This window comes from Mycobacterium sp. EPa45 (assembly GCF_001021385.1).
GTDB lineage: Bacteria > Actinomycetota > Actinomycetes > Mycobacteriales > Mycobacteriaceae > Mycobacterium.
Genome location: NZ_CP011773.1, coordinates 2,388,756 through 2,410,207 on the forward strand (window position 1 = coordinate 2,388,756; position 21,452 = coordinate 2,410,207).

20 protein-coding genes are annotated in these 21,452 nt (G+C 67.6%); 14 read left to right on the plus strand and 6 right to left on the minus strand.

Features of this window, described 5'->3' with window-relative positions; genetic code table 11:
- Positions 1-8: 8 nt before the first annotated feature.
- From AB431_RS11335 to AB431_RS11360, 6 genes are all read left to right on the plus strand, one after another.
- Positions 9-1,415, plus strand: coding sequence for an FAD-dependent oxidoreductase (locus AB431_RS11335; RefSeq protein WP_047330002.1), 1,407 nt, complete (start codon positions 9-11; stop codon positions 1,413-1,415).
- Between the two features lie 37 nt (positions 1,416-1,452).
- Positions 1,453-1,794, plus strand: coding sequence for a YlxR family protein (locus AB431_RS29920; RefSeq protein ID WP_144418237.1), 342 nt, complete (start codon positions 1,453-1,455; stop codon positions 1,792-1,794).
- A 132-nt stretch (positions 1,795-1,926) separates the two neighbouring features.
- On the plus strand, positions 1,927-4,704 hold the full coding sequence (gene infB, locus AB431_RS11345) for a translation initiation factor IF-2 (protein ID WP_082135642.1): 2,778 nt from the start codon (positions 1,927-1,929) through the stop codon (positions 4,702-4,704).
- Position 4,705: 1 nt separating this feature from the next.
- On the plus strand, positions 4,706-5,236 hold the full coding sequence (gene rbfA, locus AB431_RS11350; RefSeq protein WP_047330005.1) for a 30S ribosome-binding factor RbfA: 531 nt from the start codon (positions 4,706-4,708) through the stop codon (positions 5,234-5,236).
- Positions 5,211-6,209, plus strand: a complete 999-nt coding sequence (locus tag AB431_RS11355; protein ID WP_047330006.1) for a bifunctional oligoribonuclease/PAP phosphatase NrnA — start codon at positions 5,211-5,213, stop codon at positions 6,207-6,209. Before rbfA ends, AB431_RS11355 begins: the two co-directional genes overlap by 26 nt.
- On the plus strand, positions 6,202-7,536 hold the full coding sequence (locus AB431_RS11360; RefSeq protein ID WP_047330007.1) for an MATE family efflux transporter: 1,335 nt from the start codon (positions 6,202-6,204) through the stop codon (positions 7,534-7,536). Before AB431_RS11355 ends, AB431_RS11360 begins: the two co-directional genes overlap by 8 nt.
- Here the strand turns inward: AB431_RS11360 and AB431_RS29530 are convergent.
- A complete protein-coding gene (locus AB431_RS29530) occupies positions 7,533-8,201 on the minus strand; it encodes a TetR/AcrR family transcriptional regulator (RefSeq protein ID WP_052960260.1) in 669 nt (222 codons plus the stop codon). The genes AB431_RS11360 and AB431_RS29530 overlap by 4 nt on opposite strands.
- A 43-nt stretch (positions 8,202-8,244) precedes the next feature.
- On the opposite strand from AB431_RS29530, the gene AB431_RS11370 reads away from it, so the two are divergent.
- Positions 8,245-9,531: a glycosyltransferase gene (locus AB431_RS11370; RefSeq protein WP_047330008.1), complete on the plus strand. Its 1,287-nt coding sequence runs from the start codon at positions 8,245-8,247 to the stop codon at positions 9,529-9,531.
- Here AB431_RS11370 and AB431_RS11375 read toward each other — a convergent pair.
- On the minus strand, positions 9,528-10,088 hold the full coding sequence (locus AB431_RS11375) for a class I SAM-dependent methyltransferase (protein WP_047330009.1): 561 nt from the start codon (positions 10,086-10,088) through the stop codon (positions 9,528-9,530). The two genes, AB431_RS11370 and AB431_RS11375, sit on opposite strands and share 4 nt — an antisense overlap.
- A 567-nt stretch (positions 10,089-10,655) precedes the next feature.
- On the opposite strand from AB431_RS11375, the gene AB431_RS11380 reads away from it, so the two are divergent.
- Complete coding sequence (locus AB431_RS11380) at positions 10,656-13,241, plus strand: Calx-beta domain-containing protein (RefSeq protein WP_235435882.1); 2,586 nt, start codon at positions 10,656-10,658, stop codon at positions 13,239-13,241.
- On the opposite strand, the gene AB431_RS11385 is transcribed toward AB431_RS11380, so the two are convergent.
- Positions 13,238-14,002: an enoyl-CoA hydratase gene (locus AB431_RS11385; RefSeq protein ID WP_047330010.1), complete on the minus strand. Its 765-nt coding sequence runs from the start codon at positions 14,000-14,002 to the stop codon at positions 13,238-13,240. The two genes, AB431_RS11380 and AB431_RS11385, sit on opposite strands and share 4 nt — an antisense overlap.
- Before the next feature lie 43 nt (positions 14,003-14,045).
- Between AB431_RS11385 and AB431_RS11390 the strand changes: the two genes are divergently transcribed.
- Together AB431_RS11390 and AB431_RS11395 are read left to right on the plus strand one after the other, a co-directional pair.
- Positions 14,046-14,342 (plus strand): DUF2277 domain-containing protein, encoded by a 297-nt coding sequence (locus tag AB431_RS11390; protein ID WP_047330011.1) that lies wholly within the window; start codon positions 14,046-14,048, stop codon positions 14,340-14,342.
- Positions 14,339-14,884, plus strand: coding sequence for a DUF1802 family protein (locus AB431_RS11395; protein WP_047330012.1), 546 nt, complete (start codon positions 14,339-14,341; stop codon positions 14,882-14,884). Before AB431_RS11390 ends, AB431_RS11395 begins: the two co-directional genes overlap by 4 nt.
- Here AB431_RS11395 and AB431_RS11400 read toward each other — a convergent pair.
- Together AB431_RS11400 and AB431_RS11405 are read right to left on the minus strand one after the other, a co-directional pair.
- Positions 14,843-16,522 carry a CocE/NonD family hydrolase gene (locus AB431_RS11400; RefSeq protein ID WP_082135644.1) on the minus strand — a complete coding sequence of 560 codons (1,680 nt, stop codon included), beginning with the start codon at positions 16,520-16,522 and terminating at the stop codon, positions 14,843-14,845. The genes AB431_RS11395 and AB431_RS11400 overlap by 42 nt on opposite strands.
- Positions 16,523-16,527: 5 nt before the next feature.
- Positions 16,528-17,088: a DUF3558 domain-containing protein gene (locus AB431_RS11405; protein ID WP_047330013.1), complete on the minus strand. Its 561-nt coding sequence runs from the start codon at positions 17,086-17,088 to the stop codon at positions 16,528-16,530.
- Positions 17,089-17,159: 71 nt separating this feature from the next.
- Between AB431_RS11405 and AB431_RS11410 the strand changes: the two genes are divergently transcribed.
- The 3 genes from AB431_RS11410 to truB are packed head-to-tail and all read left to right on the plus strand — an operon-like array spanning position 17,160 to position 19,644.
- A complete protein-coding gene (locus tag AB431_RS11410) occupies positions 17,160-18,095 on the plus strand; it encodes a metallophosphoesterase (RefSeq protein ID WP_047330014.1) in 936 nt (311 codons plus the stop codon).
- The gene (locus AB431_RS11415; protein WP_047330015.1) at positions 18,092-18,760 is read left to right on the plus strand and encodes a 4'-phosphopantetheinyl transferase; all 669 of its coding nucleotides are present in this window, start codon (positions 18,092-18,094) and stop codon (positions 18,758-18,760) included. Before AB431_RS11410 ends, AB431_RS11415 begins: the two co-directional genes overlap by 4 nt.
- Positions 18,757-19,644, plus strand: coding sequence for a tRNA pseudouridine(55) synthase TruB (gene truB, locus AB431_RS11420; protein WP_082135645.1), 888 nt, complete (start codon positions 18,757-18,759; stop codon positions 19,642-19,644). Before AB431_RS11415 ends, truB begins: the two co-directional genes overlap by 4 nt.
- 42 nt (positions 19,645-19,686) lie before the next feature.
- Here truB and mntR read toward each other — a convergent pair whose 3' ends face one another.
- Positions 19,687-20,391, minus strand: coding sequence for a manganese-binding transcriptional regulator MntR (gene mntR / locus AB431_RS11425; RefSeq protein WP_047330016.1), 705 nt, complete (start codon positions 20,389-20,391; stop codon positions 19,687-19,689).
- 80 nt (positions 20,392-20,471) lie between these two features.
- Between mntR and AB431_RS11430 the strand changes: the two genes are divergently transcribed.
- Entirely contained in the window at positions 20,472-21,449 is a 978-nt protein-coding gene (locus AB431_RS11430; protein WP_047330017.1) for a bifunctional riboflavin kinase/FAD synthetase, read from the plus strand.
- Positions 21,450-21,452: the final 3 nt, after the last annotated feature.

Sequence of the window (21,452 nt, forward strand, 5' to 3'; positions counted from 1 at the left end):
AAATTTCGTTGTCAGATCACGCCGCTCCGCTGTCGGTCGACGTGCTCGTCGTCGGGGCCGGGCCGACCGGTCTGAGCGCCGCCGACGCGTGCGTCGCGGCAGGGGCGTCGGTCGCCGTCGTCGAACACACCGGCCAGGTGGGTGGGTTGGCGCGCGCGGCAACCGTGGCCGGCCATGAGGTGGACATCGGCGGTCATCGACTGCTGTCGTCGACAGCCGAGCAGCGGCGGGTGTGGCTCGATCTCGCCGCCCGGCTCGGTGGCATTGCGATGTCCGACATCGACCGCCGCAGCGGAATTCTGCGCGACGGTTACGTGGTCAGCTATCCCTTCGACTGGCGGCAGTTCCGCGATTGCGCGCCGCTGTGGGTCCGCGCGCGTGGGGCCGCCTCGCTCATCACCTGGAAGCTGACCGCACCCACCGGCCGCAGTGACGACACGCTCGATGACTGGGTGAAGAACCGGTACGGGCCATACCTGTCGGAAACGTTCATGGCGCCGCACGCCCGCAAGGTGTTCGGCATCGACCCGCGGAACATTCCGGCGGCGTGGGCGTCGCAGCGCATCCTCTCACCGCGATTCGCCTCGGTGCTGGCCACCGCACTGCCGCGGCTGCGTAACTCGACGCGAGCAGATGAGCCGACGGACAGGTTCCTCTACCCGCACGGTGGAGCCGGAGTTCTGTGGACCCGATTGGCCGAATCGCTTGAGCATCAGGTGAATTGGCTGTTCAACTCGAAGGTGTCGGCGATCACCGGCTCGGGCGGCGGTCCGTACGCGGTCACAGTGACGGGGCCGGGCGGGGATCAGGTGGTGTCCTGCCGGCGGATCATCTGGACCGGCCGGCCCGACGACCTGGCCGCCAGTCTCGGTCTCACCGAGCTGTCCACCGCGCTCGCCCAGGCATCGGGGCGGCGTGACCTGGTCGTCGGCGTGGTGCGCATTCTCGACTATCCGACGAGTTGGCATGGCTACCAGTGGCTGTACACCCACGACACCGGCGTGCGTGCGCACCGGTTCAACAACTATGGGGAGTGGAAGACACTGAACTGCCCGGCCGGCGTCGTCGGACTGGAGTACTCCGTACCCCCGGGCGAGACGTTCGACGTCCGCGCCACGGCGTCCAGGGACATGTCGATCCTGCTGGGTGGGGCTGCCTTCGAGTTTCTCGGTGCCGAGAAGACGTCCGACGCCTACTCGAACTTCGACGCCGCCGCCGGTCTGTTCGATCGGCTCGACGAGGCGCTGCGCCGCTTCGGCGGGGGGATTGTCGCCACCGGTCGTCAGGGAGCGGGGATCTACATCAATCTCGACCAGGCGTTGGAGCTAGGCGCCCGGGCCGCCACGCTGCCCGCCGACCAGGCGGGCGTTGTCGGACGCGGCGGATACTCCAAATATCAGGACAAATCGAGCTGACGCCGCCCGGCGAAGGGTGGTTCTGAGCAATGCCGCGATGACGGTAGACTATGCCGTGATCCAGCGCGAGACTCCGGCCCCCGAGAGACCGCATCGACGTACCGAAGGACCGGTGCGGACATGTGTCGGGTGCCGGAAGCGAGAGTTGGCCGTCGATCTCCTCCGAGTGGTGGCTGTGTCGAACGGGAACGGGCTTTGCGCCCTAACCGTTGACCAGGCAGGTAACCTCCCGGGGCGGGGTGCGTGGCTGCACCCCGATGACCGGTGCCTTCAGGCAGCGTTTCGACGGCGAGCTTTCGGGCGAGCGTTGCGCATCACCGGTTCACCGGATACATCCGCGGTGGTCGAGCACGTCAGAGCCCATACGGGCGCTGAATGACTCAGCCAGCCCGGCAAGAGAACAGGCAGCGAAGAACATGAGCACACCGTGAAGTCCCGACGATGACCATGCGTCGTAGCTAAACCCGAGGCGCGGCCTACCACCGCTGTCGCCTCTTGAGTAGGAGATGTAGTGGCAGGTAAGGCCCGCGTACACGAGTTGGCCAAGGAACTCGGTGTCACCAGCAAGGAAGTTCTCGCCCGGCTGAGCGATCAGGGCGAATTCGTCAAGTCCGCGTCATCGACGGTGGAAGCCCCCGTCGCCCGCCGTCTGCGGGAGTCGTTCGGCGGCGGCAAACCCGACAAGGCTCCGGCCAAGGCCGCTCCGGCGAAGGCCGCCGGAAACGGAGCCCCGGCACCCAAGCCCGCGCCGGTGTCCGACGCCGTCGCAACCGCGCCGCCTGCGGCGCCCGCACCCAAGCCGGCGGCCCCGGCGCCGGCTGCGCCGCCTCCCGTGGCGCCACCCGCACCCGCACCTGCGGCTCCGGCCGCGCCTGCGGCATCCGCAGCACCCGCGCCGGCCCGTCCCGCGGCGCCGACGCCCGGTCCGCGTCCGGGACCGGCCGCGCCGAAGCCGGGCATGCCCCGGCCGCCGCGCGTCGGCAACAACCCCTTCTCCTCGGCCCAGCCGGTCGAGCGTCCTGCACCGCGCCCGCAGGGCCCCGGCGCCCCACGGCCAGGCCCCGGCGGCCCACGCCCCGGACCGGGCGGCCCGCGTCCCGGCGGTGCCACACCCGGCAACATGCCGCCTCGCCCGCCCGGCGCCCGACCCGGTGCGCCTGGTCGTCCCGGTGCCCCGCGTCCCGGCGGCGGTCCCCGCCCCGGTGGTGGCGCGGGTGGCGGTCGTCCCGGTGGTGGCGGTGGCGGTAATTACCGCACCGGCGGTCCCGGTGGCGGCGGCGGCGCCGGCGGCGGAGCTGCTGCCGGTGGCTTCCGCGGCCGTCCCGGTGGCGGTCCCGGTGGTGGCGGCGGTCGTCCCGGCCAGCGCGGTGGCGCGGCCGGTGCGTTCGGTCGTCCCGGCGGAGCCCCGCGTCGTGGCCGTAAGTCGAAGCGCGCAAAACGCGCCGAGTACGAGAGCATGCAGGCGCCGGTCGTCGGCGGTGTGCGGTTGCCGCACGGCAACGGCGAGACCATCCGGCTGGCCCGCGGCGCATCGCTGTCCGACTTCGCCGAGAAGATCGATGCCAACCCGGCCGCGTTGGTCCAGGCGCTGTTCAACCTCGGCGAGATGGTGACCGCGACCCAGTCGGTCGGCGACGAGACGCTCGAGCTGCTCGGCGGCGAGATGAACTACGTCGTGCAGGTCGTGTCGCCGGAAGACGAGGACCGCGAGCTGCTGGAGTCCTTCGACCTCACCTACGGCGAGGACGAGGGCGACGAGGGCGACCTCGAGGTCCGCCCGCCGGTGGTCACCGTCATGGGTCACGTCGACCACGGCAAGACCCGGCTCCTGGACACCATCCGTCAGGCCAGCGTCCGCGAGGGCGAGGCCGGCGGGATCACCCAGCACATCGGCGCCTACCAGGTGACCGTCGAGCACGACGGTGTCGAGCGCCCGATCACCTTCATCGACACCCCGGGCCACGAGGCGTTCACCGCCATGCGTGCCCGTGGTGCGAAGGCCACCGACATCGCGATCCTGGTGGTCGCCGCCGACGACGGCGTCATGCCCCAGACGGTGGAGGCGATCAACCACGCGCAGGCCGCTGATGTTCCGATCGTGGTCGCGGTCAACAAGATCGACAAGGAAGGCGCCGACCCGGCCAAGATCCGGGCGCAGCTCACCGAGTACAACCTGGTTGCCGAGGACTTCGGTGGCGACACCATGTTCGTCGACATCTCGGCCAAGAACGGCACCAACATCGAGGCGCTGGAAGAAGCGGTGCTGTTGACCGCCGATGCGGCACTGGACCTGCGGGCCAACCCCGATATGGAAGCCCAGGGTGTGGCCATCGAGGCGCACCTGGACCGCGGCCGCGGCCCGGTGGCGACCGTGCTGATCCAGCGCGGCACGCTGCGGGTCGGCGACTCCGTGGTTGCCGGCGACGCCTATGGCCGCGTGCGCCGCATGGTCGACGAACACGGCGAGGATGTCACCGAGGCGTTGCCGTCTCGACCCGTTCAGGTCATCGGCTTCACGTCGGTGCCGGGTGCCGGTGACAACTTCCTGGTTGTCGACGAGGACCGCATCGCCCGCCAGATCGCCGACCGGCGCAGCGCGCGCAAGCGCAACGCGCTGGCCGCCCGCACCCGCAAGCGGATCAGCCTGGAAGACCTGGATTCGGCGCTGAAGGAAACCAGCCAGCTGAACCTGATCCTCAAGGGTGACAACTCCGGCACGGTCGAGGCGCTCGAGGAGGCTCTGCTGGGCATCCAGATGGACGACGAAGTGGAGCTGCGCGTCATCGACCGCGGCGTCGGTGGCGTCACCGAAACCAACGTCAACCTGGCGTCGGCGTCGGATGCGATCATCATCGGCTTCAACGTCCGCGCCGAAGGCAAGGCCACCGAGCTGGCCAACCGCGAAGGTGTCGAGATCCGGTACTACTCGGTGATCTACCAGGCGATCGACGAGATCGAGAGCGCGCTCAAGGGCATGCTCAAGCCGATCTACGAGGAGAAGGAGCTCGGCCGCGCCGAGATCCGCGCGATCTTCCGGTCGTCGAAGGTCGGCAACATCGCCGGCTGCCTCGTGCAGTCCGGGATCATGCGGCGCAACGCCAAGGCGCGGTTGCTGCGTGACAACGTCGTCATCGCCGAGAACCTCACGGTCTCTTCGCTCAAGCGGGAGAAGGACGACGTCACCGAGGTGCGCGAGGGTTACGAATGCGGTCTGACGCTGACGTACTCCGACATCAAGGAAGGCGACGTCATCGAGACGTACGAGCTCGTCGAGAAGGAGCGCACCTAAGGTGGCTGACCCCGCACGGGCGAAGCGACTCTCCAAGCGGATCGCCACCATCGTCGCCTCGGCGATCGAGTTCGAGATCAAGGATCCGCCGCTGGCGTTCGTGACGGTCACCGACACCAAGGTGACGGGCGACCTTCACGACGCCACCGTGTATTACACGGTGCGCGGCAACACCCTCGATGACGAGCCGGACTATGCGGGTGCGGCCGCGGCTCTCGAACGGGCCAAAGGCACGTTGCGGACAAGGGTCGGTGCCGGCACCGGCGTGCGGTTCACCCCGACCCTCTCCTTCGTGCTGGACAAGGTGCCCGACACCGCGCAGAAGATGGAGGAGCTGTTGGCCAAGGCCCGCGCGGCCGACGCCGACGTGGCCCGGATTCGGGCCGGGGCCACTCCTGCGGGAGACGCGCAGCCGTACCGTGTGGTAGGAGAAGAGGGGGCCGTTGCGCAGGAGCGCAGCGACCCGGGAAATGTCAGAGCCTCGGATCAGGACAACCAGGACGCCGGTGACCGCGATCGACTCGACGACTGAGATCACCCGCCTCGGCAGGCGGGTGGATGCGCACGGCGCCGTCGAGGTCCTGCGCGACGCGAGCGCGGTCAGCGTCATCTGCCACGTGCACCCCGACGCCGACAGCGTGGGTGCCGGTCTGGCGCTGGCGCTGATCCTCGAGCGCGACGGTGTCGACGTCGAAGTGAGCTTCGCGACGCCAGCGACGCTGCCGGAGTCGTTGCGCATGCTGCCCGGTGGCCACCTGCTGGTGGCGCCCGGCGATATGCGCCGCGACGTCGATCTGGTGGTGACGGTCGACGCCCCCAGCGTGAACCGGCTCGGCGCGTTGTCGGAGTTCACCCAGCTGGGCTGTCCGGTTCTGGTCATCGACCACCACAAATCGAACACCTTGTTCGGCAGCGTGAATCTTGTTGACGCCGGAGCGGATTCGACCACCATGGTGGTCTCCGAGCTGCTCGACGCGTGGGGCAAGACCATCGACTGCGATGTCGCATCGTGTCTGTACGCCGGGTTGACCACCGACACCGGTTCGTTCCGGTGGGCATCGCCGGGCGCACTGCGGCTCGCCGCGCGTCTGGTGGAGCTCGGCGTGGACAACGCCGCGATCAGCCGGGAGTTGTTCGACACTCATCCGTTCGTGTGGTTGCCGCTGCTGTCCCGAGTGCTGTCGAGTGCCCAGCTGTTGCCTGAGGCGACGGGTGGCCGAGGGCTGGTGTATGCGGTGGTCGCTCACGAGGACTGGATGGCGAGCCGGTCCGAAGAGGTCGAGAGCATCGTCGACATCGTGCGTACCACTCACGAGGCCGAGGTCGCTGCGGTCTTCAAGGAGATCGAGCCCGGACACTGGTCGGTGTCGATGCGGGCCAAGAGTTATGACCTGGCCAAGGTCGCCAGCGGGTTCGGCGGCGGCGGCCACACGTTGGCGGCCGGGTACTCCGCGGCCGGACCGATCGACGACGTGGTGGCGCAGCTGACCGCCGCTCTTGGCTGAGTCCGACGGAGAATCCTTAACCAGCCTGCGGATCGCGGCGCTGGCGCTGCCCGCTCTGGGGGTACTGGCCGCCGAGCCGATCTACCTGTTATTCGACATCGCGATCGTCGGCAGGCTGGGCGCGTTGAGCCTGGCGGGCCTGGCGATCGGCGGTCTGATCCTGTCCGTCGTCAGCGCCCAGCTCACCTTTCTGTCCTACGGCACGACGGCCCGCTCGGCCCGCTTCTTCGGCGCGGGCAATCGGGCCGCAGCGGTCGGCGAAGGCGTGCAGGCCACCTGGCTCGCGCTGGCAATGGGCGTGACGATCGTGGCCGCGGTGCAACTGGCCGCGGTTCCGCTGGTGTCGGCGATCGCGGGCTCGAAGTCCAGCGGCGGCGACATCGCCGCCGCCGCGATGCCATGGGTGCGCATCGCGATCTTCGGCGTGCCGGCCATCCTGATCTCCGCGGCCGGCAACGGGTGGATGCGAGGTGTGCAGGACACCATGCGCCCGCTGCGTTACGTCCTGATCGGCTTCGGCGTCTCGGCCGTGCTGTGCCCGCTGCTCGTCTACGGCTGGTTGGACCTGCCGCGCCTGGAGCTGGCCGGCTCGGCGATCGCCAACCTGGTGGGGCAGTGGTTGGCCGCCATCCTGTTCTGCCGCGCGCTGCTGACCGAGAAGGTGCCGCTGCGACTGGACACCGCGGTGCTGCGGGCCCAGGTGGTGATGGGCCGCGACCTGGTGGTGCGAACCATGGCATTCCAGGCCTGCTTCGTCTCGGCCGCTGCGGTGGCCGCCCGGTTCGGTGCTGCGGCCGTTGCCGCGCACCAGGTGGTGCTGCAACTCTGGAATTTCCTTGCACTGGTGCTGGATTCGCTGGCGATCGCCGCACAGTCGCTGGTCGGTGCCGCACTCGGCGCGGGCCGGCCCCGGCATGCGAAGTCGGTGGCATGGCGAGTGACGATCTTTTCAACGGTCGCCGCCGCGGTGCTGGCATTGGTGTTCGCGGCGGGCGCCTCGGTACTGCCGTCGTTGTTCACCGACGACCGGTCGGTGCTCGCCGCGATCAGGGTGCCGTGGTGGTTCATGGTGGCGCAATTGCCGGTCGCCGGAGTCGTTTTCGCGCTCGACGGGGTGCTGCTCGGCGCCGGCGATGCTGCCTTCATGCGCACCGCGACGTTGGCCAGCGCGCTGATCGGATTCCTGCCGCTGATCTGGTTGTCACTGGTGTTCGGCTGGGGCCTGCTCGGCATCTGGTCGGGCCTGAGCACCTTCATGGTCCTGAGGCTGGTCTTCGTCGGCTGGCGCGCCTCGTCCGGGCGCTGGCTGGTGTCCGGCACCGGTTAGCCGGGCGACAGCACGGTCTCGGCGATCATGCGGCGAAGCCACTTCCGGTAGCGGGCCACGCTCCAGCCGTCGCGACGCGTCACGCGCAAGAAAGTTTCGACCCCCGACAGTATCGCGACAGTGCCGACCAGCTCATCGAAGGAGAGGTCGTCGCGGAGCCATCCGCGATCGCGGACAATGGTCAGGATTCGCCGGTTCTGCAGTGTGACGCCGGCGAAGAGCTCGCCGAGATACCGATCCAACTCGGGGTCGGACGCCGCCGCTCCGATGAGCGCCTGTGCCATATCGGCGCCACGGTCGTGCAACTCCGTCTGGTTGGACACCAGGTAGTCCAGCGCCTCATCGCGGTCTGCGATGTCGAGGAACCGGCGTCCCATCTCGAGGTTGAGAAAGTTCTCCTCCCCGGAGACGCCGAACGTCGCGTACTCCATGGCCGCCACCATCAGCGCAGCCTTGGGGCCGTGGGCCTGCACCGTTTCAGCCGACACTCCGGCCGCTGCGGCGATCTTCGCCAGCGTGGTGCGGGCATAGCCGTCGGCCGCGAACAGGTCGGTTGCGGCGGCGACGATGCGCTGCCGCGTTTGTTCGGCCTGCAGTTTGCGCAGATCGGACCGATAGCGGCGAGGTTGGTGCGGGGGCTTGCCTACATTTGGCTTGGGTGCCATAGTAACGAATACTAGACCACTGGAGTCAAACGCCGGGGGCGGCATGTCATCGATCATCATCGCCAGCGTGCCGGTGCATGGACACGTCACACCATTACTGGCCGTCGCCCGGAACTTCGTCGACCGCGGTGACGATGTGCGGTTCCTGACCGGCGCCCGATTCGCTGAGCAGGTGACGGCGACCGGCGCCACCCACATCCCGTTGCCCGCGGACGCCGATTACGACGAGACGGTGCTCTCCACGTTTCCCCAACGCGTGAAACTGAAGGGCGCCAAAGCTATTGCGTTCGACGTCGAGCACATCTTCGCCACGCCCGCCAAGTCTCAATACCACGCGGTGCTGGAGGCTCATCGGCAACGCCCGGCCGATGCCGTGCTCACCGACCCGGCGTTCTACGGCGCCGCGCTCCTGACGTCGCATCCGCGCTGCGACCGTCCGGCGTTCGTCCTGTGCGGCGTTCTACCGTTGGGCTTCCAAAGCCGTGACACCGCGCCATTCGGGATGGGCCTGTCCCCGGCTCGCCGGCTCAACCGGCAGCGCAACGCGGCGCTGACAGTGCTCGCCCGGCGTGTGGTGGACGGAGCCAATCGGAAGCTGGATGGCTTCCACCGTGAGATGCATGGCACGGGATTGCCATCGCACCTGCTGAATTGGGGCAGGCACTTCGATGCGATCGTCCAGTTCACCGTGGAGGCGTTCGAGTATCCACGGTCCGACGCACCCGCGCAGCTGCACTTCGCCGGTCCGCTGTCGGCCAGCGGCTCGGCGGCGCCGTTACCAGCCTGGTGGGACGAGCTGGATGGGACGCGTCCCGTCGTGCACGTCACGCAGGGCACCGTCGCCAACATCGATTACAGGCAGCTCATCGGCCCCACCGTGCGCGCACTCGCCGACGAAGACGTGTCGGTGGTGGTGTCCACGGGCGGCCGCCCGGTGGACAGCCTCCCACCGCTGCCGGCCAACGCTCGCGCTGCCGCTTTTCTGCCTTACGACGAATTGTTGCCGCGGACAGACGTTTACGTCACCAACGGCGGTTACGGCGGAGTGCAATATGCGCTGCGGTACGGGGTGCCCATCGTGGCGACCGGCGGCAAGGAGGACAAGCCCGAGGTCGGCGCGCGGGTCGCCTGGTCGGGTGTCGGGCGCCGGATCAGGTCTGAGTACCCGCAACCCGCTGCGCTGCGAGGGGCCATCCTCGACGTGTTGAACTCGCCGCGGTACCGGCAGGCAAGCCAACGTATCGCCGCCGATATGGCTGTCGCGCCCGGTTTTTCGAAGCTCGCGGAAGTCGTCGACGGACTGGTCGGTGCTGGAGCCCGCGAGTCTTAGCGGTAGGCGATTGCCGCCCAGCCGAAGTCATTGGTGCGCAAGTCGATTCGCTCGAAGCCTGCCGTGGCCAGCCGGTCTGCCAGCCCCGCCGGGTCAATCGGGTTGTAGGTATCACCGTCGTGTGCGGCTTGCATGTCATCGTCACCGATGCCGTCGCTGGCCACCAGCGCCGCACCCGGCCGTAACACCCGGGCCACCTCGGCGAACAACCGATCCTGCAGCTCGGCGGTCGGGACGTGGTGCAGCATCGTGAAGCACGCCGCACCCGAGAACCGGCCATCGGGAAACTCCAGTGCGGTGGCGTCGCCGCGGACGATCCGCACGGATGACACCTCAGTGAACCGGTCGGTGAGCATGGCTGCCAGCCGCTCGTCGATCTCGACGCACGTCACGCGGGCCATCGACTTGCTCAGCACGTCAGTGGCGGCACCGAAACCCGGTCCCACCTCCAGCACGTCGTCCCCGAGGTCGGCGTCGCCGAGCACCCACGGCAGAATCTGTTCGCGCATGATCCGCCGCCATTCGTCGCTGCCACAGACCTCGTGTGCCTCGTTCATGCGGGCAAGCGTAAATGAGTAGCCCGTCAAATAGGTTGTGCGCCTATGTATCGATTTTTGCTGAGTTACTTCCGCTGACGTCATTGGTGGGCTATTAATGACGTGGTCGACACATCAAGTCGTTACGGGGGTCTCATGGGTTCGGCTCATCTTGGAATTCGCATCGGTTCCGCCGCGTTCGCCATGGGCCTGGGTGTGGCGGTCGCCAGCAACCCTGCGGCAGCGACAGCCGAAGGCCCGGACTCCGGGTCGACCGCGCATTCCGCGACATCGTCGAATGCAACCGATGCGGCGGATTCGCCCGATTCGCCCCGATCCGGGCCGCGTACCACCGCTTCATCCCGGCGTGCGGCACAGCAGCGACACGCTGCAGACGATCCCGAGAAGAAGTCCAACCACCAGACCTCGGCAACGCGGCCTGGCGCCGCGAGCCGGGCGGACTCACGAGTGACGACGTCAGAGGAACCTGCGCGCAACGCGGGGGTCGACGTCGGTGGCCAGGTGAGCCCCGGCGCACAAGGCACTGGAACGGCCGGGTCTTCTGCAACCGATCAGGATTTGCCAGCGGTGGCCGCAGCTCCAACCGCTGCATCCGCGCCCGTCGCCCTCCTGACACCGGCCCGGCACGCCGCAGCCGCCGCGATCCGCCCATCGAACATCGTGTCGGGATTCCTGTCCCTGCTGGGGCTGACACCCGGCACTGGCCTACCGTCCTCCCCGGCGCAATTGCTCACCGGCGCACTGGCGCTGGTCAGGCGGGAGATCGAGGCCTTCGTCAACCAGGTGTCGGCGATGTTGCCCGTCGGGGTGACCCACAGCCTGTCGGCGGGCACCAACGCGACTGCCGCCACCGGCACGACGACCACGATCACCTGGGCGTGGGGTGCGAACCCGGTAGTGCCATTCAATCCGGCCACCGACAAACTCGACTTCGGATGGATGCAGGCCAACCAGTTCACCGTCGTCGAGCGGTCGGGGTCCGTGGTGATCGGCGTCGTCGACAACAACCACTCCTACACGCTGCAGGGCGTCAGCCTGGGCCAGCTGTCGATGAGCAATATCGTCGCCAAAGACGCGGGCACGGTAGCCAAGTGGCAGTCGCTGATCAGCGGCGCGCAAACGGCGCTGCCCAGCGTGTCGGTTGCGGATACCACCGTGACCGAAGGCAACAGCGGCTCGACCAATGCCGCATTCACGATCACGCTGTCCAAGGCCAGCACCAAACCGGTGACGGTGAGTTACACGACGGCCAACGGTTCGGCGACCGCCGGGCAGGACTTCACGGCCAGCTCGGGCACCGTGACGTTCGCCGCCGGGCAGGTGTCGCAGGTGGTCAACGTCGGTGTCCTCGGCGACACGACCGTCGAGCCGGCCGAGACGTTCAGCGTGACACTGTCGAATCCATCCGGCGCCACGATCGCGAGAGCCACCGCGACGGGCACCATCACCAACGACGACGCCGCACCGGTGCTGCCGAGCATCGCGATCGCCGACGCCACCGCGGCGGAGGGCAACAGCGGAAGCGGCTCGATGGCGTTCACGGTGACGCTGTCCAAAGCGTCGACCACCACGGTCACCCTGAACTACACGACGGCCAACGGCACCGCCACTGCGGGCCAGGACTACACGGCCGGTTCGGGCACGGTCACATTCACGCCCGGCGTGGTGTCGCAGGTGATCAACGTCGGCGTGCTGGGTGATACGACGGTCGAGCCGACCGAAACATTCACTGTCACACTGTCGAACGCGTCCGGCGCCACCATCTCCGACGGGTCGGCGGTCGGCACGATCACCAACGACGACACCGCGACGACGCCAGGAACGGGCACGGGAACGGCACAGTGGGGTAGGAGTTTCTTCGCGCCGTACGTCGATATGGGCGCGTGGCCGGTCCCGAATCTGCTGGCGCTGTCGAAGACTTACGGCAACTCGCTGGTGACGCTCGGCTTCATGCAGGCCGACCAGAACGGCAACCTCGCATGGGCGGGATTGGCTGCGCTGGAACCAGGTTCGACCACTGAACAGGCGGTCGCCATCAACACCTCGATCGCCACGTTCAAAGCGGCCGGCGGCGACGTGATGATCTCGTTCGGTGGCGCGTCGGGCACGAGCATCGCCCAGGCGTACGCAGCCAAGGGTAAGAGCGCGCAGGAACTCGCCAACGCCTACGCCGCGGTCATCGACACCTACGGGGTCACCCACATTGATTTCGACATCGAAGGTGCCGCCGTTGCGGATCCGGCGTCGATCGCGCTGAACAGCCAAGCTCTTGCGCTGCTTCAAAAGCAAAAGCCCGAAGTACATATCTGGTACACGCTGCCGGTCCTGCCGACCGGGCTGACTGCCGACGGCCTCAACGTTGTCGACTCGGCGGTCAAGGCGGGCGTCAAGCTTGACGGCGTCAACGTGATGGCGATGGACTACGGCGAGTCTGCCGCGCCGACCAGCGGGTCGGGGGCAAAAACCATGGGCGCGTATGCAATTCAATCCGCTCAGTCAACCTATACCCAGCTGAAATCACTGTATGGCAAGTATGGGCAGAGCTTCGGCTACAGCCAGATCGGCGTCACCCCGATGCTCGGCGTCAACGACGTCCTGAGCGAGGTGTTCACTGTGGCCGACGCGCAGGCCCTCGAGGACTTCGCCCGCGCCAACGGCATTGGAATGCTGTCGATGTGGCAGATGCTGCGCGACACCCCGGGAACGTTGGGGCAGGCCAGCACCGGGGCGTCCGGCTTGAGTGATCCGCAGGGTGCATTCAGCAAGGTGTTCAACGACTACGGCACGATCAACGTCGTCAACTACGGCAGTACCGGTGGAACCGGAGGCACGGGCGGTACCGGGGGCACCGGGGGCACCGGCACCCCGGTGACGGGGGGCACCACGACGACAATCACCTGGGGCTGGGGCAGCAATCCGGTAGTGAGTTTCAATCCGGCGAAGGACACTCTGGACTTCGTGTGGATGCAGCCCACCGAGTTCGACGTCACCGAGAAGTCAGGTTCGGTCGTGATCTCCGTCGTCGGCAACAATCACACCTACACGCTGCAGGGCGTGACACTGAGTCAGCTGCAGATCGGCAACATCATCGCGAAAGATGCCAGCACCCTGGCGAAGTGGCAGAACCTCATCAACAGCGCGAAAGCCACTTAGCCAGAAGTAACTTGGCTGCGGCCGCGCTCGATCACCGAGGCCCGGCTGGCGGCGATGTCGTCACCGGATGTCGCCGCCATCCACTTCTTGGCGGACATCGCCTCGATCCAGAGCCCGGAGGCGGTCTGGTCCTCGTCGATGCGGTGATACGACGCCAGCAGCGCGCGGACGGCCTTCTGATTGTTGCCGACGATCGAGGTGGCCACCGCTCGAGCGGTCGACAGCAGCTCGTCGTGCGCGACGACCTGGGTCACCAGCCCCGCCCGCAGCGCATCGTCGGCGGACAGGTAGTCGCCGGTCAGGCTCATCCGTCGGGCCAGCCCGACGCCGACCTTCTGTGGCAGCCGCACGCTCAGGCCCCAGGTCGGCAGTAGACCCACCCGGGCGTGGGTGTCGGCGAAACGAGCGCGCTCGGAGGCGATCAGGATGTCGCAGTAGAGCGCGAGTTCCAGGCCGCCGGTCACGGCGGCGCCGTTGATCGCGCCTATGACGGGCTTGGTCATCGGCGGCCATTTGGGGGAGATGTCGGGAAGTTCGGTGGTGTCACCGAGCTCCTTGAGATCCAACCCCGCGCAGAACACCGGATCGGCGCCGGTGACGATGATGACGTCGACGTTTTCATCGGCGTCCGCTTCGCGCAGGGCGCCGAAGAAACGGCTGCGCAGCGCCGACGAGAGCGCATTGCGCGAATTGGGGCGATTCAGCGTGACCGTGCGGATGCGGTCGGTGGTCTCAATGAGCAGGATGTCGTCGCCGGTCATAGGCACACCGTATCGGCCCGCAGATCCGCCTATCGTGGGGGTCATGTGCCGAAACATCACCGAGTTGCGCGGCCTGGAGCCGGCGGCCACCGACGAAGAGATCACCGCGGCCGCTCGACAGTACGTACGAAAAGTCAGTGGGATCACCCGGCCGTCCGAGGCGAACGCCGAGGCCTTCGAGATCGCGGTCGCGGAAGTCGCCGCGACCACGTCCCGGCTGCTGGCTGAACTGCCCGCCCGGCGCCAGCCACCGAAAACCATTCCGCCGCTGCGCCGTCCCGAGGTACGGGCGCGGCTTTCCGCAGCGGCTGGGCAGGCGATATCAGACAGAGCGAAATGACCACGGCCCTCAAGGAGTGGAGCGCGGCGGTGCACGCCCTGCTCGACGGCCGGCAGACCGTGCTCCTTCGCAAGGGCGGCATCCACGAGAAGCGGTTCGCGGTGGCGGCCGACGACTTCCTGTTGTTCCCGACCGTCGCGCACAGCCATGCCGAACGGCTCCGTCCAGAGCATCGTGACCTGCTCGACGAAGCGGCGCCGGACAGCACCGAAGACCACATCGTCATCAGGGCTGCCGCCAAAGTTGTTGCCGCCATAGCTGTTTCTGATGCCGAAGGCCTGGCCGACATTGAGGATCTGCACATCTGGACTGCCGAATCGGTGCAGGCCGACCGGGTGGATTTCCGGCCCCGCCACCAGCTGACCGTCCTGGTGGTGCAAGCCTTCCCGCTCACCGAGCCGATCCAGCTGGCGCGGGAGCCGCACTACCGCGGCTGCACCAGCTGGGTGCAGCTTCCCGCGACCGCCGACCTGGCTGGGCCGGTACACGACTCCGCGGCGCTAGCGGCGATCGCCGCCCGCGTTCGCGCCGCCGTCGCCTGACGGCAGCTGCGCCGTGGCCGGCAAGATCAGCTTCGACATCCCGCCGGACCCGTGGTGCACGGTGTGCAGTGACGGGATCATTCGCCGGCCGGTCAGGACCGGTTCACCGGTCCCGAGGTTGCGGGCGTAGCGGGGGTGGGAGCCGCCGGCGATGAGGACCCGGATCTGGGTCCCGACGGCGAAGCGGTGCGCGATGGCGTCGAGTTCGATGCGGATCGGGCCCTGTGCCGGCGCACTCAGCCGCCGGTAGCCGTCGCTGACGTTGCGCGACCGGCCGCGGTCATCGACCTCGCTGATGCGCACGAACACGTCGACGTGGTCGATGTCAGCGTGGTGGGCGAGTTCTATCACCGGCTCGCCGAGCACGTACAGGTCGGCGTCGAGCGGTCCGCTGGTGAAACTCAGTACGTCGGCGCGTTCGGCCAGCGGTGCGTCGTTGCGGTACCCGCTCCTGCGCGACAGCAGGCGGCCGCCGACGGTGGGCGTCGGATCGGCGGGGTCGTAGCGGAACGTCGACGGTGCCGCATCGGCCGGCGGCGGGGCGGCAGCCAGCCGACCGCCCGGCTGGAGGTACAGCAGACCCTTGCCCGTGGCCGGCGGCCAGTCCGGCAGATCGAGCCAGCCGTGATGGCCGACGTATACCCGTACCGGACTACGTCGGGTCTGGGTGGAAATTCCGGCGAGATGCGCACCGAGCCAGTGCAGCGTCTCGGCCGCGGTGGCGCCGGCCGCTTTCAGAGTCATGTCCGCGTGCGTCCACGGTCCGACCGTCATCGCGACGTCTATCCCGCGATCGCGCAGCTGCCGGTACTGCTCGAGGGTCTGTTCCAGGAACAGGTCCTGCCACCCACCGATCAGCAGAACTGGTATCTCGCAGCGCTCCAGAGCTGTCGTCATCCGCAAGCTGTCCCAGAAGGAGTCGTCGCCATCGGGGTGGTCGAGCCACGATTCGTACCACGGTGACGAGGTGCCGAGCAGTTCGCGGCCCGCGGTGCCGAGCGGAAGGCCGAGGGTCGCTTGATCGAGCTTCCGTTGGGCACGAGGTTGGAGCACCACCTGCCGGACCAGCGCCTCCTCCTGGTGGGCAATTGAATCCGCCCAGCCCAGAAAGTCCTTCAGTGAGAACGAGCCGGTGCCCCACGAGGACGCGTGGAAGTCGTGTGGACCAACGGTGATCACCGCGGCGACCAGTTCCGGCGGCGGGTCCGACAGCAGCGCCCACTGGGTGAACCCCAGGTAGGACGGTCCGATGGTGGCGAAGGTGCCGGTGAACCACGATTGACGCCGAAGCCACACCACAGTGTCGGCGGCGTCGTCGGCCTCGTGGATCATCGGCACGAAGACGCCACCGGAACCGAACGTGCCGCGCACGCTCTGGAAGAGCACGTGATAGCCCCGGGCGGCGTACAGCCGCGCATGAATCAGCGAGAAGGGCAGGCCGCGACCGTACGGGCAGCGGACCACGATGGTGCCCAGCGGCGTGCCCTCGGGCGCATAGTGCGTGGCGCGCAGCACCGCACCGTCGCGCATCGGGATCTCGACGTCGAGATGTACGGCGTAGTCCCTGGTGGGCGGCGTTATTCGGAGGGCGCGGGAGACGTTTCGGTCGACGAACTTTCGAAGCCGACTGTTGCGCACACCTCTCAGAATATGTAGTGCGGCGAAAGCTGCTGGGCACGCATCAGGTTCTCCTGCATGCAGTCGACATCGGGGTTCGAGTACACGGGGGAGTAGAACAGCGACTGCTGGATGACGCCGTAGCTGGTCTTGAACACCACCATGCAGGAGAACCACCACCGGTTGTTCCAGTCGGTCGGCTTCATCACCCAGAACTGGGCGGCGCGGTGGCCGTTGATGTCGGTCTCCACCGCGTCGGGCGGCAGCGACTGCGCATAGGTCCGCCAGATGATCGGCTCGACGGCCATCTGGTAGTTGCCCGCGTCGTACTGGCAGCGCCAGCCCTCCATGGGCGTCGGCGGGCTGGCCTCGAGGCCGAGACCTGCGATGACGTCCAGCGGGATGTCGTTGCACGGGTCGAACGGCTTGGGGTTGGTGGTGGTGATCACGTTGCTGATCGGTGCATCGGTGGACCGCAACTCCACTCCCGCGTGCCCGGAATCGGTCGGCGGAGGAGTCTGGATGGTGATCAGCGCTGCGGCGACGACGGCCAGTACGCCGGCGGAGAGGCGCACTGCGGCGGCCATGTCTCCCCCTCTGCGGTCAGCCCCGACCGCTGGTGAGTCTAACCGGACGTGCGCAAGTAGGCTGGCATGTTGTGGCACCCACGCTCTGGGCGATCAGTGACCTGCACACGGGTCACACCGGCAATAAGCCGGTCACCGAATCGCTGTACCCCTCGACGCCGGACGACTGGCTGATCGTCGCCGGTGACGTCGCGGAGCGCACCGACGACATCCGGTGGTCGCTGGATCTGCTACGCCGGCGCTTCGCCAAGGTGATCTGGGTCCCGGGCAACCACGAGCTGTGGACCACCGGCAAAGACCCGGTCCAGGTGTTCGGCCGCGCCCGCTACGACTATCTGGTCAACATGTGTGACGAGATGGGCATCGTCACACCGGAGCATCCCTTCCCGGTGTGGACCGAGCAGGGTGGTCCGGCGACGATCGTGCCGATGTTCCTGCTCTACGACTACACGTTCCTGCCCGCGGGGGCGACGACCAAGGCCGAGGGCCTCGCGATCGCCCGGGAGCGCAACGTCGTCGCGACCGACGAGTTCCTGTTGTCCAGTGAGCCGTACGCCACTCGTGATGCGTGGTGCCGGGATCGGTTGCGCTACACCAGGAGCCGGCTCGAAGATCTCGACTGGATGAATCCGACCGTGCTGGTCAACCACTTCCCGTTGCGCCGCGAGCCCTGCGATGTGCTGTTCTTTCCCGAATTCTCCCTGTGGTGCGGAACCACTGAGACCGCGGACTGGCACACCCGTTACAACGCGGCCTGCTCGGTCTACGGGCACCTGCACATTCCGCGGACCACCTGGTACGACGGGGTGCGCTTCGAGGAGGTGTCGGTCGGTTATCCCCGAGAGTGGCGGCGCCGCAAGCCCTATCGATGGCTGCGCCAGATTTTGCCTGACCCCCAGTACGCCCCTGGTTATCTGAACGATTTCGGCGGCCACTTCGTGATCACCCAGGAGATGGCGGAGCAGTCGGCGAAGTTGCGCGAGCGTCTGCGTAGTCGGCGCGAATGAGCGAGCTCATGCGGGCGGTGCTGCCCGATCTCGCTGAGCTGGTGTACGCCGAAGCCTACGATGACCCGCCGGATCTGGCGCCGCTGCCCGAGGAAGAGCCGCTGATCGCCAAATCAGTGGCCAAGCGGCGCAACGAATTCGTCACTGTGCGTCATTGCGCGCGCGTCGCGCTGGGACAGCTTGGCTTTCCGCCGGCGCCAATCCTCAAGGGCGACAAGGGTCAACCGTGCTGGCCCGACGGCGTCGTGGGCAGTTTGACCCACACCCAGGGATACCGCGGTGCGGTGGTCGGGCGGACGTCTGCGGTGCGCTCGGTCGGGATCGATGCCGAGCCGCATGGCGTACTGCCGGACGGGGTGCTCAATGCGATCAGCCTGCCTGCCGAGCGCTATGAGATCAGTGCGCTGCCGGGCGGCCTCAACTGGGACCGAATCCTGTTCTGCGCCAAGGAGGCAACATACAAGGTGTGGTTTCCGCTGACCGAGCGCTGGTTGGGGTTCGAGGACGCCCACATCACATTCGATGTCGACCCCACCGGTGTCAGCGGAACGTTCGTGTCCCGGATTCTGATCGACCCGGCCGCACGCTCCGGTCCGCCGCTGAAGGAGCTGGCCGGCCGCTGGTCGGTGGGTGGCGGACTCGTGTTGACGGCCATCGTGCTGTGAGTCTCCCGCAGCCTGGCATCGTGGTCGTCGACAAGCCCGGCGGTATGACGAGCCACGACGTAGTGGGACGCTGCCGCCGGATATTCGGCACCCGCAGAGTCGGCCACGCCGGCACCCTGGACCCGATGGCCACTGGAGTTTTGGTCATCGGAATCGAACGGGCCACCAAGATCCTGGGCCTGCTGACCGCAACCTCGAAGTCGTACGCCGCCACTATCCGGCTGGGTCAATCCACTACCACCGATGACGCTGAAGGTGAAGTCCTGCAAGAGATATCGGCGGCCGAGGTTACTGACGATCAGATCCAGGCCGGCATCGCGAAGTTGCGCGGCAAGATCTCGCAGCGGCCATCAGCGGTCAGCGCGGTCAAGATCGGCGGCAAGCGGGCCTACCAGCTGGTGCGCGAAGGCCAGGAGGTTGAGCTCGCTGAGCGTCAGGTCCGCATCGACCGTTTCGACGTGCTGGACACTCGGCGCGACGGGGAGTTCGTCGACCTCGATGTGGAGGTGGACTGTTCTTCGGGCACCTACATCCGGGCGCTGGCCCGCGATCTCGGCGACAGTCTGGGCGGCGGGGGACACCTGACGGCGTTGCGCCGCACCCGCGTCGGCGGGTACGGGCTCGATCACTCCCGCTCGCTGGACGAGTTAGCCGAACAACCAGCCCTCAGCTACTCGTTGGACGAGGCTTGCCTGCTCGCGTTCCCGCGCCGCGACATCACCGACGCCGAAGCCGACGACGCCGGCCATGGCCGTCCGCTGACTCCCGCGGGGATCGACGGGGTCTATGCCGCAACCGATTCCGAGGGCCGAGTGATCGCGCTGCTGGAGGATCGCGGTCCACGCACCAAATCGGTGGTGGTGATCAGGCCCGCGACGCTGTAGGTCACTTTAGTCAGTAGCTCGTGGGCGTAGGCGAACGCAGCGTTAGCCGACGACCCAAATGGCTTGGGCGGCAGGACTTCCCAAGTCGACGGTGTTCGCTGCACCGTCGGATGATTCGACCGAAACCGAAATCATGCCGGCAAAGTCGCGCCGGGCCAGCACGCGCAGGCGCGAGTCCAGGCTGATGCCGACGGTGTCGAAATAACGCAGCATCTCCGGATCGGCATCGGAGATGCGGGCCACCGTGGCCAGTTCACCGTCGACGCACGCCGAGAGCTGGCGGGCCGGCGGGGTGGGGACTCGCCCGTCGGCGGCGGGGATCGGGTCGCCGTGCGGGTCGCGGGTCGGGTGGCCGAGCTTGGCGTCGATCCGGTCGAGCATCATGTCGCTGATCGCGTGTTCGAGGATCTCGGCCTCGTCGTGCACCTCGTCCCAGCTGTAGCCGAGCTCCTGCATGAGGAACGTCTCCAGCAGCCGGTGCCGTCGGACCACCGCCAACGCCGCGAGCCGCCCGCGCTCGGTCAGTGTCACCGCGCCGTACTTCTCGTGATCTACCAGGCCCTGGTCGGCCAGCCGGCGGATCGACTCCGAGGCGGTGCTGGCTGACACTCCGATGCGCTCGGCCAGCAACTTGGTACTGACCTTTTCCAGCGACCACTCCTGGGCCGACCAGATGGTCTTGAGGTAGTCCTGGGCGACCGTCGTCAGGTCTTCTACTCCCGGGTTGGGGCTACCGTCAGGACTCACATCCGAAAGTTTAGGCAATCATCACCTGATCTGGGGATCTAGCGTGTCCCACCGGGGCGGCGCGCCGTAGGCTTGCCGTCGTGGAACGTTGGCGCGGACAGGACGAGATCCCCTCGGACTGGGGCCGATGTGTGGTGACCATCGGCGTCTTCGACGGTGTCCACCGCGGGCACGCCGAACTGATCGCGCGAGCGGTCAAGGCCGGCCGCTCGCGGGGAGTGCCTGCGGTGCTGATGACCTTCGATCCGCACCCGATGGAAGTGGTGTTCCCGGGCAGTCACCCAGCCCAGCTGACCACGTTGACCCGGCGCGCTGAACTGGCCGAGGAGCTGGGGATCGACGTCTTTCTCGTCGTGCCGTTCACCACCGATTTCATGAAGCTCACCCCGGATCGCTACATCCACGAACTGCTGGTGGAGCGGCTGCACGTCGTCGAGGTGATCGTCGGGGAGAACTTCACCTTCGGCAAGAAGGCGGCCGGCAACGTCGGCACCCTGCGCAAGGCCGGGGAACGATTCGGCTTCGCCGTCGAGGGTATGTCGCTGGTCGCCGAACATCACCAGAGCGAAACGGTCACCTTCTCCTCGACATACATCCGCTCGTGCGTCGACGCCGGCGACGTGGTCGCAGCCGCCGAGGCGCTGGGCCGTCCGCACCGCGTCGAAGGCGTGGTGGTGCGCGGCGACGGGCGTGGCCGGGTGCTGGGTTTCCCGACCGCGAACGTCGCGCCGCCGATGTACTCCGCCATCCCGGCCGACGGCGTCTACGCGGCGTGGTTCACCGTGCTGGGGCACGGCCCCGTCACCGGTTCGGTGACCCCGGGGGAGCGGTATCAGGCCGCGGTCTCAGTCGGAACCAACCCGACGTTCTCCGGACGCACCCGCACCGTCGAGGCGTTCGTCCTGGACACCGCCGCCGATCTCTATGGCCAGCACGTCGCAGTCGACTTCGTCGCGCGGCTTCGCGGCCAGCTCAAGTTCGATTCGGTGAGCGACCTCGTCGAGGCGATGGGCAAAGACACCGAGAAGGCGCGCGCGATTCTGTCGGCGCAGGACTGACGC